Raw genomic sequence first — 15,282 nt, 5'->3', positions numbered from 1 at the left:
TCAGTGCACCCTACGTTACGATCACTGTCCGTAGGAGCGTCGCTGGCGGCGCGATTCCAGAGTCTGAGCAAAACCCGTTTCACCACAGAAAACACAGAAGCCCTTGCTTTTCTCGGTGTGCTCTGTGCCCTCTGCGGTAAAAATCAGATTTGCTGCGGCGGAGATCAGAGCAGGGTGTCCAGCGCGTCGATCAACGCCTGGTTCTGCTCTGCAGTGCCCACGGTAATGCGCAGGTAGTCGGCGATGCGTTCAGGCTTGCCGAAGTGGCGCACGATGATGCCCTGCTCGCGCAGGCCCTGAGCCAGGGAGGCGCCACTGTGTTGCGGGTGGCGCGTGAAGAGAAAGTTGGCCGCCGACGGCAGACTGTCGAAGCCGCGCCGGGAGAGCTGTTCGTTGAGCCAGTCACGCTGGTGGATTACCTGTTCACAGCCCTGCTCGAACCATGCCTGATCCTGGAATGCGGCCACACCGGCGGCGATAGCCAGGCGATCCAGCGGATAGGAATTGAAGCTGTCCTTGATGCGGTTCAGACCATCAATCAGCGCCTCATCGCCCACGGCCAGACCGATACGCAAACCGGCCAGGGAGCGGGACTTGGACAGGGTCTGGGTGACCAACAGATTCGGGTAGCGGTTGACCAGGCTGATGGCCGTGTCGCCACCGAAGTCGATGTAGGCTTCGTCAATCACCACCAGGGTTTCTGTATTGGCCTGCAGCAGACGCTCGATATCGCTTAGCGGCATTAACTTGCCGGTGGGGGCATTGGGGTTGGGGAAAATAATGCCGCCATTGGGTTTCAGGTAGTCTTCCACATTGATGGACAGCGTCTCGTCCAGCGCTACCGGCTCATGGTCGATCTGGTAGAGGCCGCAATAGACCTTGTAGAAGCTGTAGGTGATGTCCGGAAACAGCAAGGGTTGGTTCTGGCGGAAAAAACCCATGAACAGATGCGCCAGCACCTCGTCGGAACCGTTGCCGACGAACACCTGGGAACGCTGGATAGCATGGCCCTGAGCAGAATAGTAATCGGCAATGGCCTGCTTGAGCTCACCACTGTCCGGATCCGGGTACAGACGCAGGCGCTCGTCCGCTTGCCCACGAATCGCCTCAATCACCTTTGGCGACGGACCCAGGGGGTGCTCATTGGTATTCAACTTCACCAACCTGTCCATCTTCGGCTGCTCGCCGGGAACATAGGGTTCCAGTTGGTGAACGAAGTCGCTCCAGTATTTGCTCATAGTTTTGTCGTCCGAGGTCAGACGTCTGACGCTTTCTTGATTCGGTATTCGGCGCTGCGCGCGTGGGCGGTGAGGCTTTCGCCGCGGGCCAGGGGTGAGGCGATTTTCGCCAGCTCACTGGCGCCCTCCGGGGAGCAACCGATCAGTGAGCTACGCTTCTGGAAATCATACACACCCAGAGGGGAAGAAAACCGTGCCGTGGCACTGGTGGGCAACACGTGATTGGGGCCCGCGCAGTAATCACCCAGGGCTTCCGGCGTGTGACGGCCCAGGAAGATTGCACCGGCATGACGAATCTGTTTTGCCCATTGCTCGGCGTCATCAATGGAAAGCTCCAGATGCTCGGAGGCAATGGTATTGGCCAGGGCAATAGCCTGCTCCAGATCCTGCACCTGAATCATGGCGCCGCGATGTTTCATGGACGTACGGATAATGGTTTCTCGCTCCAGAGTCACCGCCAGTTTCTCCATGGACTCGGCCACCTGTTGCAGGAAGTCGCCGTCCGGGCTGACCAGGATGGCCTGGGCTTCCTCGTCATGTTCTGCCTGGGAAAACAGGTCCATGGCGATCCAGTCCGGATCGGTCTTGCCATCACAGACCACCAGAATTTCCGACGGCCCGGCGATCATGTCGATGCCGACCTTGCCGAATACCTGGCGCTTGGCTTCCGCCACATAGATGTTGCCGGGGCCGACGATCTTGTCCACCGCAGGCACCGTCTCGGTGCCGTAGGCCAGTGCCGCTACCGCCTGGGCGCCCCCCAGGGTGAATAGCTTGTCCACCCCGGCAATGGCCGCCGCCGCCAGCACCATGTCGTTGATTTCGCCATCCGGGGCCGGCGACACCATGATGATTTCACCCACACCTGCCACCTTGGCCGGCAAGGCGTTCATCAGCACCGAGCTGGGATAGGCGGCCTTGCCGCCGGGCACGTAGATACCGGCCCGATCCAGCGGTGTCACCTGTTGGCCCAGTAATGTGCCATCCGCTTCCCGGTACTGCCAGGAATCCTGCTTCTGCTTTTCGTGGTAGCGACGCACCCGTTCGGCGGCCGCTTCCAGCGCCTGGCGCTGTTCGGCAGGAATACGCTCCAGGGCTGCCTGCAATTGGTCATGCCCCACCACCAGCGCATCCATGGCGGCCACGTCGCGACGGTCAAAACGGTTGGTGTATTCCACCAGCGCCGCATCGCCGCGTTTGCCCACATCACGAAGAATACCGCGCACCCGATCCGCTACTTCCTCGTCCCGCTCTTCGGACCAGGCGGTGAGCGCAGCCAGCTTGGCATCGAAATCCGCGTCTTGGGCGTTAAGCCAGGTGGTTTCCATGGTTGGCACCGTAGTCAAAGTCACAATCTGTTTTTACCACAAAGGGCACAGGATTCAGTGAGGAGAAGGCGGGTCTTTTTCTATCACCAAGATCAACAACGCCTGTCGCAACGCCCCATCAACCAATGGGCTGTTATCTTCGCGCGCATTGTGACCACTGTGGTGAAAGGTGTTAGCCCGCCTTGCGAGCCGCCACCGCCTCGGCCAGCTGATCCAGGATTCCCTGAATATCCCCGTGACGGGTTTTCATGCTGGCGCGGTTGACGATCACCCGGGTGGAGATATGGGCAATCAGCTCGGTGGGCTCCAGGCCATTGGCGCGCAGGGTGTTGCCGGTGTCCACGATATCCACAATGCGGTCGGCCAGGCCCACCAGAGGAGCCAGTTCCATGGCACCGTAGAGCTTGATCACTTCCGCCTGCTTGCCCTGCTGGGCATAGTAGGCCTTGGCCACGTTGACGAACTTGGTGGCCACACGCAGGCGGCTGCCTACTTCCGGGGCATCCTTCACCGCCGCCACCATCAACTTGCAGCGGGCGATATCCAGATCGAGAGGCTCGAACACGCCATCAGCGCCGTGCTCCATGAGCACATCCTTGCCGGCCACACCGATATCCGCCGCGCCGTGCTGCACATAGGGCGGAACATCCGTGGCGCGAATAATAATGATCTTCACATCATCGCGGGTGGTATCGAAGATCAGCTTGCGCGAGGCCTCCGGATCTTCCAGCAGTTCAATGCCCGCCGCTTTCAGCAACGGCAGGGTTTCCTTGAGGATGCGCCCCTTCGACAGGGCGATGGTCAACGGCTTGGTCATTACTTTCCCGATCAGCGCGGAACGCGGCGAATCACCGCACCCAGCGATTGCAGTTTCTCTTCGATGCACTCGTAACCGCGATCAATATGATAGATGCGGTCTACCGTGGTTTCCCCTTCCGCCGCCAGGGCCGCGATCACCAGGGAGGCAGACGCTCGCAGGTCGGTGGCCATCACCGGCGCGCCGGTGAGCTGATCCACACCGCGACAAATAGCGGTATTGCCCTGCACTTCGATATCCGCGCCCATGCGGTTCATTTCCTGCACGTGCATAAAGCGGTTTTCAAAGACGGTTTCCACAATGGTGCCTGTCCCTTCGGCAATCAGGTTCAGGGCCATGAACTGGGCCTGCATGTCCGTGGGCATGGCCGGATACGGGGCGGTTCGCAGCGAGATCGCCTTGGGCCGACGGCCTTCCATGTCCAGCTCGATCCAGTCGTCACCGGTGGTGATTTTGGCACCGGCTTCTTCCAGTTTCTGTAGCACTGCATCGAGGATACCCGGCACCGTGTCCTTGGTCTTGATACGGCCACCGGTAATGGCAGCGGCAATCAGGTAAGTCCCGGTTTCGATACGGTCGGCGATGACTTCATGATGACCGCCGTGGAGACGCTCCACCCCTTCAATGGTGATGGTGTCGGTGCCGGCACCGCGCACCTTGCCACCCATGGTGTTGATGAAGTCGGCCAGATCCACCACTTCCGGTTCCCTGGCGGCATTTTCCAGGTAGGTAGTCCCTTCCGCCAGCGCAGCGGCCATCATCAGGTTTTCGGTGCCGGTGACGGTAACCGTATCCATAACGATGCGGGCACCCTTGAGGCGACCCTCCACGGAGGCATGGACATAGCCGTTCGCCACTTCGATGTCAGCGCCCATGGCTTCCAGGCCACGCAGGTGAATGTCCACTGGCCGTGAACCAATGGCACAACCACCCGGCAGCGATACGGACGCCTTGCCAAAATGAGCCACCATGGGCCCCAGTACCAGGATGGAGGCCCGCATGGTCTTCACCAGCTCGTAGGGCGCGGTGAGTTCCTTGATGGTAGTGGCGTTCACTTCCACGTTCATGCGGTCGTCGATCACCACGTGGACGCCCATGCGGCCCAGCAGCTCGATCAGGGTGGTGACATCCTGCAGGTGCGGCAGATTACCCACGGTGACCGGCTCGTCGGCCAGCAGGGTGGCGGCCAGGATCGGCAGGGCCGCGTTCTTGGCGCCGGAAATACGGATTTCGCCGTCAAGGCGCCGGCCACCGGTGATGATCAATTTATCCATGAACTGTCTCTAGACTTGTCAGAGGGCCAGGCGCAATGCCTCAGCCGATACCCATCTTCTGGGCTTTTTCCCACTCGGCCGGGGTATAGGTAATGATTTGCACCGCGTGGATGGTGTTGCTCTGGATCTGCTCGTTGATGGTGGCGTAGACCAGTTGCTGCTTCTTCACCGGCATCAGGCCTTCAAAGGCCGTGGAAATGACGCGAATCTGGAACCGGTCGCCGCCGCCTTCCACCGCCACATCGGCATCGTCAAAACCGGCTTCGACCAGTGCTTTTACCTCTTCCGGATTCATGCTCGCTCCTCATCGGGGCCGACAGCGGCCCGAACAGCGAGGAGCGGGATTAACCCGCTCCTCGGTGAAAACGGCAATAATACGCGAGCCGACGCCCCCTTGCCACGGCGGCACCGCCGGAAGAATCAGCTCTTCGGGTCGCTGTCCTTGATACCCGCATCAATCTTGGCGTCTGCAGACCAGTTGTCGATCACCTTGTCGATGTCGTTGTACTGTTGCATGCCCTGGGCGAACTGGCTCTGGAAGGTATCGCGCAGATCCAGACCGTTCACGTAGACATTGATTACCCGCCACTGGCCATCACGCAGGAACAGGGTGTAGTAGATCGGTACCGTCTTGCCGGAGTTGGTCTTCACCTCCATGCGTACCCGGGCATAATCGCCTTTGCGATCCCCTTCCTGCATGGGCAGCGTAGTAATCTTCTGGCCTTCATAGAGGGTAATACCGGAGGCATAGGTATTGATCAGGCTATTCTTGAACACGTCCAGAAACCGGTACTTCTGTTCCTTGCTGGACGGCCCGAAGTAATCGCCCATCACCATTCGGGTGATACGCTTGAAGTCCACCAGATCGCCAAGCTCCTCGCGCACCAGCTCCTTGGCCCGGTCCGGATCAGCCTCCAGTTGCTCCCGCTCCGCCTCGATACGGGAGGTCATACGCTCCACCGCTTCCATCACCACCTGCCGCGGATCGCTGTCCGCCGCCGCCAAAGAGGCCATGGCGGTAAACACCATTGCCAGCCAGATCCGGATAACACGCTGCAAATGCATAGAAAACTCCCTGTTAATGTCCGGCGGTTTTACGGTTTTATACCGCTGATGTCCAGTAACACACTGAACCGCATCTGCTTTGTTGGAGTCACAAGATGTCCCAACGGTTCCAAATGAAACAGAATTCGGGTCAACGAGGCGTCCTCAGCAATGTATAATCGACCTCGACCAGAGGAGAGATGAATGAGTCACGATCACATCGACGTGGGCCGGCGGGTACTGGACATCGAGGCCAGAGCCGTTGATTGCCTGAAAGACAGCCTGGATGACAGCTTCTCCGCCGCCTGCGACCTGATGCTGGCCGCCCGCGGACGGGTCATTGTCACCGGCATGGGGAAAAGTGGCCACGTGGGCAGCAAACTGGCCGCCACCCTGGCCAGCACCGGCACACCTTCTTTCTTTGTGCATCCGGGGGAGGCGTCCCACGGCGACCTGGGCATGATCACCCCGGACGATGTGGTGCTGGCCCTGTCCAACTCCGGAGAAACCGCCGAAGTACTGGCCATCCTCCCGGTCATCAAACGCAAGGGCACCGCCCTGATTGGCATGACCGGCCGGCCACAATCTGCCCTGGCGCAGCTCTCCGATGTGCACCTGACCGTGGCGGTCAGCGAAGAAGCCTGCCCGCACAATCTGGCCCCCACCTCCTCCACCACAGCGGCCCTTGCCATGGGCGATGCCCTGGCCATCGCCCTGCTGGAAGCCCGTGGCTTTACGCCCGAAGATTTCGCCATGAGCCACCCCGGCGGCAGCCTGGGCCGTCGCCTGCTATTGAAGGTGGATGACATCATGCACGCTGGGGAACAACTGCCGGTGGTAGCCAGTGGCGCCTCGCTCAGCGAAGCGCTACTGGAAATGACCCGCAAGGGCCTGGGCATGACAGCCATCACCCGGGAGGACGGTACCCTGGCAGGCATCTTCACTGATGGCGATCTGCGCCGCATGCTGGACCGCAACATCGACATCCGCAAGGCCACCATCGACGAGGTGATGGTGGCCCAGCCAATCACCATTGAACCTGGCCACCTGGCCGCAGAAGCCCTGCAGATCATGGAAAGCCGCAAGATCAACGGCCTGATGGTTTGCGACCAGGACCGCAAGCCACTGGGTGCCTTCAATATGCAGGACCTGCTGCGCGCGGGGGTGGTGTAAATGCCAATGCAACTGTCTTCCATTGATGCCCAGAAACTGCGCCTGATGGCCTTCGATGTGGACGGAGTGATGACCGACGGACGCATCTACTTCAGCCCGGACGGCGAGACCCTCAAAGTCTTTAACACCCTGGACGGCCACGGCTTGAAGAAACTGGCCGCCAGCGGCGTGACCCTGGCCATCATCACAGGCCGCAACACTCCCATGGTGGCCAAACGCGCCGCCGACCTGGGCATTAACCATCTGATTCAGGGCCGCGAGGACAAGGGTGTCGCCCTGGCCGACCTGGCGAACCAGCTGGGTATTGCCGCCAGCGAAACCGGCTATGCCGGCGATGACGAACCAGACGTGAGCGCCCTGGAATGGGCCCAGCTCAGCTTTGCCCCGGCCAATGCCCATGATTGCGCCAAGGCGGCCGCCAACCACATTACCGAACGGCGTGGCGGCGAGGGCGCGGTGCGGGAAATTTGCGACGCCATCCTGACACAGCGGAGCCCGGCATGAAGCGCCAGGGCCTGCTCAGCGCCACCGGTGTCCTGATGCTGGGACTGGTGATGCTGATGACGCTCCACGAGTGGGATGACACTCTCCCCGGGCAGGAGGATGGCATCCTCACGGCACCAGCCATTGTTGCCAAAGACATTACGGCGCGGGCTTTTAGTGAAGAGGACGGCCGTCTCCAGTACTATCTGACCGCCAAAACCCTGACACAGTACGACCATAATCCACTCACGGAGATGCAGGAACCGGAGCTGGAAATGGCCAACGACAAGGGCAGCTGGACCATCGTTAGCGAGCAGGGCGTCGTCAAGGAAAATGGCGACCTGATCGTATTTTCCGGCGACGTGAAAGCCCGGAACCAGCAACAGAAGATTACCCTGGATACCCAGGAGCTGCGCTTTTACAGCGACACCAACATCGCCAGCTCTCCCGACAATGTGGACCTGGAATTTGAATCCGGCACCACCCGCGCGGGAGCGCTGGAGGCCGATCTCGACAAGGGCATCCTGACCCTTGAAAAAGGAGTAAAGAGTGAGTTTGACGCACCGGCTTCTTAGAACCATCGCCCTTGCCGCTGCCCTGCCGGTGACGGCGTTGGCGGCGCCTGCGCAAATGCCCGTGTCTGTCACCGCTGATTCCGGGCGCTTTGAGCAGGACGCTGGCAGCGGCCTGTATCGCGGCAATGTGGAGCTGATACAGGGCAAGCGCAAACTGTTTGCCGATGAAATGCGCCTGTTTACCCGTAATGGCGAACTGACTCGCGTGGAGGCCTCCGGCACCCCGGTACGCATGCAAGAAGGCAAGGACCTGCAGGCCCACGCCAACAACCTGGTCTACGACATCCGCAAACGCACCCTGGTGCTCACCGGTGATGCCTACATTGAACATCTGGGCAACACTTTCGAGGGCGCCCGGGTGGAATACAGCCTGGACTCCAAGCGAGTCGACGCCAGCAGTGAAGGCGACAAGCGAGTGAGACTGGTGATCCCCGCCGAGAACCAGACTCCTGGCACCGAACAAGCCCCACCGGCAGACGACAATGCAAACGGCGAGGCGCCTGTGGCGCCCTCCCCCGAGGCGGAGCCAAACACCCCATGAGCCATTTACGCGCCCACCACCTGGCAAAAAGCTACAAGGGCCGCCGGGTCATCGAAGATGTGTCCCTGGATGTGGAAGCCGGCCAGATCGTCGGCCTGCTCGGGCCCAACGGTGCCGGCAAGACCACCTGCTTCTACATGATCGTAGGCCTGGTGGAAGCCGATGCCGGGCGCATCGACATCAACGACGCAGACATCACCCATCTGCCCATGCATGGTCGCGCCCAGCGCGGCATCGGCTACCTGCCCCAGGAAGCCAGCATCTTCCGCCGCCTGACCGTGGAAGAGAACATCATGGCGATCCTGGAAACCCGCAAGGATCTCAGCAAGGCGGAACGTCACGAGCGCATGGAAAGCCTGCTCAAGGAATTCCATATCACCCACATTCGCGATTCCCTGGGCATGAGCCTGTCCGGCGGCGAACGGCGCCGGGCGGAAATTGCCCGCGGCCTGGCCACGGACCCGGATTTCATTCTGCTGGATGAGCCTTTCGCCGGCGTGGACCCGATTTCCGTGAACGACATCAAGGGCATCATTCGCCACCTGAAAGAGCGCGGTATTGGTGTACTGATCACTGACCACAACGTGCGTGAAACGCTGGATATCTGCGATACCGCCTATATCGTCAGCGCCGGCCATATCATCGCCTCCGGCGATGCAGACACCATTCTGGGCAACCAACAGGTGCGGGATGTGTATCTGGGGGCGGATTTCAGGCTGTAAAAGGCAATTAATAGTTAATAATGAATAATTAATAGCTACGCGACAGCCGATTGCACTGTTTGCAAGCGATTAGGCCGCGCCCAAAGCATGAGCGCGGCCTCTTACCTTGAAAAAAAGACAAGCTATTCCGCGACGTTATTAATTATTCATTATTAACTATTAATTGCCTCCCCTAGCACAGAACCACCATTGGCACAAATATTGCTTGCCTTATAGATAGGCTGTTATTCTCAGGTTTTGGGGACCAATCAGCCTGAGCAGTATGAAGCCAAGCCTACAACTACAAATCGGCCAGCAGCTGACCATGACACCGCAGCTGCAGCAGGCCATTCGCCTCTTGCAGCTGTCCACGCTGGACCTGCGCCAGGAAATTCAGCAGGCAGTAGAAAGCAATCCGTTGCTGGAGCTGGCTGACGATTTTGGCGACGAATCCCTGCCTGACACTGACGAAGACCGTCAGGACGAGCAGGAGCTGGATACCGAACGGGAAGATGCCCTGGAAGAGTTCGTGGACGACGAACCAGGCATTGAAACGGAATGGGACGATGTCTATTCCGGCCAGACCAGCAGCGCCTCCGCCGCCCTTCCCGACGATGCCGACGACTGGCAGCAACGCCATAGTGTGGCCGGCAACCTGCAGGACCACCTGCTCTGGCAACTGAACCTGACTCCCATGAGCGATGTGGACCGCATTATCGCCATGACCATCATCGAATCCCTGGACGATCGCGGCTACCTGACCGTGTCCGTGGACGACATCGTGGCGATGATGAATGCTCAAGAGGACCTGCTCACCGAAGGCGATGAACTGGAAGCCGATGAGGTACTGGCGGTGCAGCATCGCCTGCAGCAATTTGATCCGGTGGGCGTGGCCAGTCTCGATCTGGCCGACTGCCTGCGCGTGCAGCTGCGCCAACTGCCCACGGACACTCCCTTCCTGGAGTATGCCCTGGCCCTGCTGGGGCATCTGGAGCTACTGGAAAAACACGACTATGCCGCCCTGCGGCGGGTCCTGCAGATCAGCGAGGAAAATCTGCTTGATGCCCTCTCCCTGCTGCGCACTCTGGATCCTGCCCCCGGTGAGCAGATCGGGGAAAGCCAGGTGGATTACGCGGTCCCGGACGTGATCGTGCGCCAGCACCAGGGCCACTGGCAGGTGAGCCTGAACGAGGAGGTGCTGCCCAAGGTCAACCTGCAGCAGCAGTACGCCGCCATGGCCCGCAAAGCCGGGGGAGAGGATGGTCAGTACCTGCGCAACTGCGTGCAGGAGGCCAAGTGGTTCATCAAGAGCCTGCAAAGCCGCCACGACACCCTGCTGAAGGTGGCCACCCGTATTGTTGAAGTCCAGCAAGACTTCTTCGATTATGGGGAGGAGGCCATGAAACCCCTGGTTCTGGCCGACATTGCCGATGCCGTCGAGATGCACGAATCGACCATTAGTCGGGTCACCAACCAGAAATACATGATGACACCCCGCGGCGTCTTTGAGCTGAAATATTTCTTCTCAAGTCACGTGGGAACAGACGGCGGCGGTGAGTGTTCCTCCACCGCTATTCGTGCCATTATTAAGAAGCTGGTCGCTGCAGAGAATCCCCGCAAGCCGCTCAGCGACAACAAGCTGGCAAGCTTGCTGAATGAGCAGGGAATCAACGTGGCGCGCCGGACAGTCGCCAAGTACAGAGAGGCGATGAGAATACCGTCATCCAGCGCCCGCAAGCGTTTGGTGTAGGCGCCGGGACGGCCCAAGAGCAGGTAAAGGAGCCAGACATGCAAATTAATATCAGCGGTCATCACCTGGAAATTACCGACGCTTTGCGAGCCTATGTGGGAGACAAGTTTTCCCGTCTTGAACGGCATTTCGACCAGATTACCAGTGTCCAGGTGATTCTTTCCCCGGAACCCAAGACCCACAAGGCGGAATCCACTATCCATATCTCCGGGGCTGACGTCTTCGCCACCGCTGAGGCAGTGGACATGTACGCTGCCATCGACAAGCTGACGGACAAGCTCGACCGCCAGATTCTCAAACACAAGGAAAAGGCCGTCAGCCACAAGCACGGCCACTGACCCCAAAGCGACAATTATGCGAGTTCGCGAACTACTCACCGAAGCACGCACCCATAATCAGGTGCAGGCCAGCAGCAAGAAACAGCTGCTGGACCAGGTTGCGCAGCTGGCTGCGGCCGGCTGCGACAGCCTCAACGAACAGGAGGTCTTCGACGCCCTGGTAGCCCGGGAAAAGCTGGGCTCCACGGGCATCGGCGAAGGCATCGCCATTCCTCACTGTCGTCTCGGTCACTGCCAGCAACCCATCGGGCTGCTGCTGAAACTGTCCACTCCCATCGATTTTGATGCCGTTGACGGTCGCCCCGTGGATCTTGTGTTTGTGTTGCTCGTTCCCCAGGAAAACCCGGAACAGCACCTGAAAACCCTCAGCCACCTGGCCTCCCTGTTCAACGACGACGACTACCGTGCCGAGCTGCGACTCAGCAAGGACAATCACCACCTGTATCACACTGCCGTGGAATCCGAAGCGGAGCTGCGACTGGCATCATGACATTACCCATCAAGCTTTCGGGCATAGTGCGTCAGAGCCACCGCCCCTCCTCTGCTGACCGTGGATGCCTGCGTGTGGTGTATGACAGAGGCGCGGTGCAGCCATGAAACTCACCATCATCAGCGGCCGCTCCGGCTCGGGAAAGACCACGGCCCTGCAGGCCATGGAAGACCAGAACTACTATTGCGTCGACAACCTGCCGGCAGGCATGTTGCCCACTCTTGCAGAGCAGCTGAGCCAGGGAGAGCTGCCCATTGAGCGGGCGGCGGTAGGCATTGATGCCCGCAACCTGCCTACCCAGTTGCTGGCTTTTGACGCCATTCTGGATGCGCTGCATCAGCAGCAGGTCAAGACCGAAATCATTTATCTGGATGCGGACGACAGCACTCTGCTGAAACGCTTCAGTGCCACCCGCCGCCGGCATCCCCTCGGCGCGCAACAGGGCTCACTGGAATCCGCCATCCAGCATGAACGGGAGCTGTTGGCCAACATCCGCTTGCGTGCCGATCTGGTGATCGACAGCAGCAATTACGACGTACACAGCCTTCGCAATCTGATGCGTGAGCGGGTCGCCAATCGCAGCGCCGCCCTCTCCCTTCAGCTTGAGTCCTTCGGATTCAAAAATGGCCTGCCCAATGATGCCGACCTGGTGTTTGATGTACGGGTACTGCCTAACCCCCACTGGCGCGCAGATCTTCGCCCCTTTACCGGGCGCGATGAAGCCATCATCGATTTCCTCAAGGAACACCAGGCCAGCCACGACATGCTGGAGGACATCCATCACTTCGTGAGACGTTGGCTGCCGGCTTTCGCCGAGAGCGACCGCAGCTATGTGACGGTGGCCATTGGCTGTACCGGCGGTCGCCATCGCTCGGTGTTTATCACCGAGCAACTGGCAAAACGGCTGCGTGATGAGGGCACCACCCTGCAGGTACGCCACCGCGAACTGGATTAAGGCCTCAGCCGCGCAATGATCGAAACAAAACTGGATATCATCAACAAACTCGGGCTTCATGCCCGCGCCGCCGCCAAGGTGGTCAGTGTGGCATCGCGATACGAGAGCCGCATCCACGTTATTCATAACGGCAAACCCATCGATGCCAAAAGCATCATGGGCCTTTTGATGCTGGGCGCCGCCAAAGGCAGCAGCGTGGTTTTCCAGGTGGAAGGCAATGATGAAGCCGCCGCCATGGACGAACTCACCGACCTGTTCGCCCGCCGCTTTGATGAAGAAGAGTAAAAGGCAATGAATAATTAATAATGAATAATTAATAGCGCAGGATTTGGGGTACCATCCAGAGAGTTATTCATTATTCACTATTAACTATTCATTATATTCCATGCCCGCCGATACCAGCCGTAGTCAACAGCACCACAAAGTCATCAACCGCGCCTTGTCCAGCGGCACCTATACGCAGGTGCGACAGTTGTTCAACAATCTCCCCGGTGCGGAAGCGGCGCATTTGCTGGAATCCTTTCCGCCCCGGGAACGGGAGATTCTCTGGCAACTGCTCAGCAAGGACCAGGAAAGCGAGGTTCTCCAGTATCTGGGTGAGGAAGTGCGGGTTGAGCTACTGCGCAACCTGAGCACTGATGAGCTGGTCTCTCTGGTGGAAGAGCTGGACACCGATGACCTTGCCGACTTGCTGCAGGAGCTGCCTGAGCATGTGACCAGCCAGGTCATGGCCAGCCTGGACGAGCAGAATCGCGACCGGCTGGAACAGGTAATGAGCTACCCGGAGGATACCGCCGGGGGCCTGATGAACACGGATGTGATCACCATCCGCCCGGAAATCACCTTCGAAGTGGTGCAACGCTACCTGCGCCGCCGGGGGGAAATCCCTCGTACCACCGATAACCTGGCAGTGGTCAATCGCCGTAATCAGTTTATCGGGTTGTTACCACTGACCAAGGTTCTGATCAGTGATCCCGGCACCACCGTGCGCGAGGCCATGATCACTGATACCGAATCCATTCCCGCCAACTTGCCTGCTCACGAAGTGGCCAAGATCTTTGAACGCCAGGATCTGGTAACCGCCCCGGTGGTGGACGAAGACGGCATGCTGGTCGGCCGGATTACCATTGATGACGTGGTAGACGTGATCATCGAGGAAGCGGACCACTCACTGATGAGCATGGCCGGTCTGGATGAGGACGAGGACACCTTTGGCTCCGTTTGGCAAACGGCGCGGCGTCGGGCTGTCTGGCTGGGCATCAATCTGCTTACCGCCCTGGCCGCCTCCGCCGTGATCGGTCTGTTTGAAGCCACCCTGGAAAAAGTGGTGGCGCTGGCCATCCTGATGCCCATTGTTGCCAGCATGGGCGGTATCGCTGGCAGTCAGACCCTGACCCTGGTGATCCGGGCCATGGCACTGGGACAGATCCAGTCCAGTAATACCCGCTATCTGCTGGTCAAGGAATTGTCTGTTGGCGCACTGAACGGCCTGCTTTGGGCCACGGTGATCGGCATTACGGCAGCACTGTGGTTTGACGACCCCAGTATCGGCATGGTCATCGCTGCCGCCATGATCATCAACCTGATCATGGCCGCCTGTGCCGGCGCCATGCTGCCGATGATCATGAAGAAGATGGGTATCGATCCGGCTCTGGCCGGCTCCGTGGTGCTTACCACCATCACCGATATCGTGGGCTTCTTTGCCTTCCTGGGCCTGGCCACCGTGCTTTATGCCCATCTGCTGGTCTGAGATTTTCACCCACAAAAAAAAGGCGCCAATGATTGGCGCCTTTTTTTTAAGCCTTTCCGGCGGACATTACTCCACAAAAATCTGCCGGAAGGACACGTAGTAGGCGCCGGCCAGAATCGGCATGACGAACAGCCAACCCAGCAGTAACGGCAAGGCCGCCACCAGCACGATCACCATGGTTACCAACAGGTACACAATCAAGGGAATCACATTGCGGGTGAAACCGGCAATGCTCAGCTTCATGGCTTCCCCCACGCCCTTGTTGCCCAGGAAGATCAATGGCACGGTGAAGTAGAACAGGTAGATAAAGCCAAACATGGCCACCAGACCCAACAGGCCGATCACTACCATCGCCCCGGTACTGGCACCGCCGCTGACCCCCATGGCATAGCCCAGACCACCAAAGACAACCCCAAGCAGCAGCATCACGCCCAGCTGGGCCAGAGCCATCAAAATGAGGGGTGCCGTGCGCTCGGAGAAAGCGGCAAACAGATCCGCAAAATCCGACTTGCCCTCGGTTTCCATGCGATGGAAAATTTTCACGATGCCGGCATAGAGCAGGGGCGTTGCCAGGACTTGCGCGATCATGCCGAGCAGCGGAATGATCTGGAACGCAGAGGTGATCAGCACGGTGACCACCAGCGCCCCCAGAACCACACCCCAGTGCCCCGGCAGCATCTTGTGGCCACTACCGATCCAGCCCAGGGCATCCCCCACACTGATACTGCGTGGCTCTGACAAAATGGTCAGCGCTTGAGCGGGTGGATTGTTGTCGTCAATCAACTCGGCCTTGGGCTGTTGATACGGATTGATTTCACTCACGGT

18 protein-coding genes are annotated in these 15,282 nt (G+C 59.3%); 11 read left to right on the top strand and 7 right to left on the bottom strand.

Annotated features, from left to right (window positions below; genetic code table 11):
* Positions 1 to 164: 164 nt before the first annotated feature.
* The 6 genes from hisC to A0251_RS09935 form a co-directional block, all read right to left on the bottom strand.
* Positions 165 to 1,238 carry a histidinol-phosphate transaminase gene (gene hisC, locus A0251_RS09960; protein ID WP_062816693.1) on the bottom strand — a complete coding sequence of 358 codons (1,074 nt, stop codon included), beginning with the start codon at positions 1,236 to 1,238 and terminating at the stop codon, positions 165 to 167.
* 17 nt (positions 1,239 to 1,255) lie between these two features.
* Positions 1,256 to 2,566 carry a histidinol dehydrogenase gene (hisD, locus tag A0251_RS09955; protein ID WP_062816692.1) on the bottom strand — a complete coding sequence of 437 codons (1,311 nt, stop codon included), beginning with the start codon at positions 2,564 to 2,566 and terminating at the stop codon, positions 1,256 to 1,258.
* A gap of 172 nt (positions 2,567 to 2,738) precedes the next feature.
* On the bottom strand, positions 2,739 to 3,383 hold the full coding sequence (gene hisG / locus A0251_RS09950) for an ATP phosphoribosyltransferase (RefSeq protein ID WP_062816691.1): 645 nt from the start codon (positions 3,381 to 3,383) through the stop codon (positions 2,739 to 2,741).
* A gap of 11 nt (positions 3,384 to 3,394) precedes the next feature.
* Entirely contained in the window at positions 3,395 to 4,657 is a 1,263-nt protein-coding gene (gene murA / locus A0251_RS09945; protein ID WP_062816690.1) for a UDP-N-acetylglucosamine 1-carboxyvinyltransferase, read from the bottom strand.
* A gap of 40 nt (positions 4,658 to 4,697) precedes the next feature.
* Positions 4,698 to 4,952: a BolA family protein gene (locus A0251_RS09940; protein WP_062816689.1), complete on the bottom strand. Its 255-nt coding sequence runs from the start codon at positions 4,950 to 4,952 to the stop codon at positions 4,698 to 4,700.
* A gap of 125 nt (positions 4,953 to 5,077) precedes the next feature.
* Positions 5,078 to 5,722: a phospholipid-binding protein MlaC gene (locus tag A0251_RS09935; RefSeq protein ID WP_062816688.1), complete on the bottom strand. Its 645-nt coding sequence runs from the start codon at positions 5,720 to 5,722 to the stop codon at positions 5,078 to 5,080.
* Between the two features lie 183 nt (positions 5,723 to 5,905).
* Here A0251_RS09935 and A0251_RS09930 point away from each other — a divergent pair, with 183 nt between their 5' ends.
* The 11 genes from A0251_RS09930 (at position 5,906) to mgtE (ending at position 14,457) form a co-directional block, all read left to right on the top strand.
* Positions 5,906 to 6,874, top strand: a complete 969-nt coding sequence (locus tag A0251_RS09930; RefSeq protein ID WP_062816687.1) for a KpsF/GutQ family sugar-phosphate isomerase — start codon at positions 5,906 to 5,908, stop codon at positions 6,872 to 6,874.
* Positions 6,875 to 7,378, top strand: a complete 504-nt coding sequence (locus A0251_RS09925) for an HAD family hydrolase (protein ID WP_062816686.1) — start codon at positions 6,875 to 6,877, stop codon at positions 7,376 to 7,378.
* Positions 7,375 to 7,932: an LPS export ABC transporter periplasmic protein LptC gene (gene lptC / locus A0251_RS09920; RefSeq protein ID WP_062816685.1), complete on the top strand. Its 558-nt coding sequence runs from the start codon at positions 7,375 to 7,377 to the stop codon at positions 7,930 to 7,932. Before A0251_RS09925 ends, lptC begins: the two co-directional genes overlap by 4 nt.
* Positions 7,907 to 8,473, top strand: coding sequence for a lipopolysaccharide transport periplasmic protein LptA (lptA, locus tag A0251_RS09915; protein ID WP_062816684.1), 567 nt, complete (start codon positions 7,907 to 7,909; stop codon positions 8,471 to 8,473). The genes lptC and lptA overlap by 26 nt, the downstream gene beginning before the upstream one ends.
* A complete protein-coding gene (gene lptB / locus A0251_RS09910; RefSeq protein ID WP_062816683.1) occupies positions 8,470 to 9,195 on the top strand; it encodes an LPS export ABC transporter ATP-binding protein in 726 nt (241 codons plus the stop codon). The genes lptA and lptB overlap by 4 nt, the downstream gene beginning before the upstream one ends.
* A gap of 262 nt (positions 9,196 to 9,457) precedes the next feature.
* Positions 9,458 to 10,924: an RNA polymerase factor sigma-54 gene (locus A0251_RS09905; protein WP_062816682.1), complete on the top strand. Its 1,467-nt coding sequence runs from the start codon at positions 9,458 to 9,460 to the stop codon at positions 10,922 to 10,924.
* A 38-nt stretch (positions 10,925 to 10,962) separates the two neighbouring features.
* Entirely contained in the window at positions 10,963 to 11,262 is a 300-nt protein-coding gene (gene hpf / locus A0251_RS09900; protein ID WP_062816681.1) for a ribosome hibernation-promoting factor, HPF/YfiA family, read from the top strand.
* 16 nt (positions 11,263 to 11,278) lie between these two features.
* Positions 11,279 to 11,752 carry a PTS IIA-like nitrogen regulatory protein PtsN gene (ptsN, locus tag A0251_RS09895; RefSeq protein ID WP_062816680.1) on the top strand — a complete coding sequence of 158 codons (474 nt, stop codon included), beginning with the start codon at positions 11,279 to 11,281 and terminating at the stop codon, positions 11,750 to 11,752.
* A gap of 103 nt (positions 11,753 to 11,855) precedes the next feature.
* On the top strand, positions 11,856 to 12,707 hold the full coding sequence (gene rapZ, locus A0251_RS09890; protein WP_062816679.1) for an RNase adapter RapZ: 852 nt from the start codon (positions 11,856 to 11,858) through the stop codon (positions 12,705 to 12,707).
* A 15-nt stretch (positions 12,708 to 12,722) separates the two neighbouring features.
* A complete protein-coding gene (locus A0251_RS09885) occupies positions 12,723 to 12,992 on the top strand; it encodes an HPr family phosphocarrier protein (protein ID WP_062816678.1) in 270 nt (89 codons plus the stop codon).
* Positions 12,993 to 13,092: 100 nt separating this feature from the next.
* Entirely contained in the window at positions 13,093 to 14,457 is a 1,365-nt protein-coding gene (gene mgtE / locus A0251_RS09880) for a magnesium transporter (protein WP_062816677.1), read from the top strand.
* A 66-nt stretch (positions 14,458 to 14,523) separates the two neighbouring features.
* Here the strand turns inward: mgtE and A0251_RS09875 are convergent, their stop codons facing one another.
* On the bottom strand, positions 14,524 to 15,279 hold the full coding sequence (locus tag A0251_RS09875) for a BPSS1780 family membrane protein (protein ID WP_062816676.1): 756 nt from the start codon (positions 15,277 to 15,279) through the stop codon (positions 14,524 to 14,526).
* Positions 15,280 to 15,282 lie beyond the last annotated feature (3 nt).

It is taken from the genome of Alcanivorax sp. NBRC 102024, from assembly GCF_001602235.1.
Classification (GTDB): domain Bacteria; phylum Pseudomonadota; class Gammaproteobacteria; order Pseudomonadales; family Alcanivoracaceae; genus Alcanivorax.
Note: the sequence above shows the minus strand (reverse complement) of the source record. Positions and strands in the feature narration are given on the sequence as shown.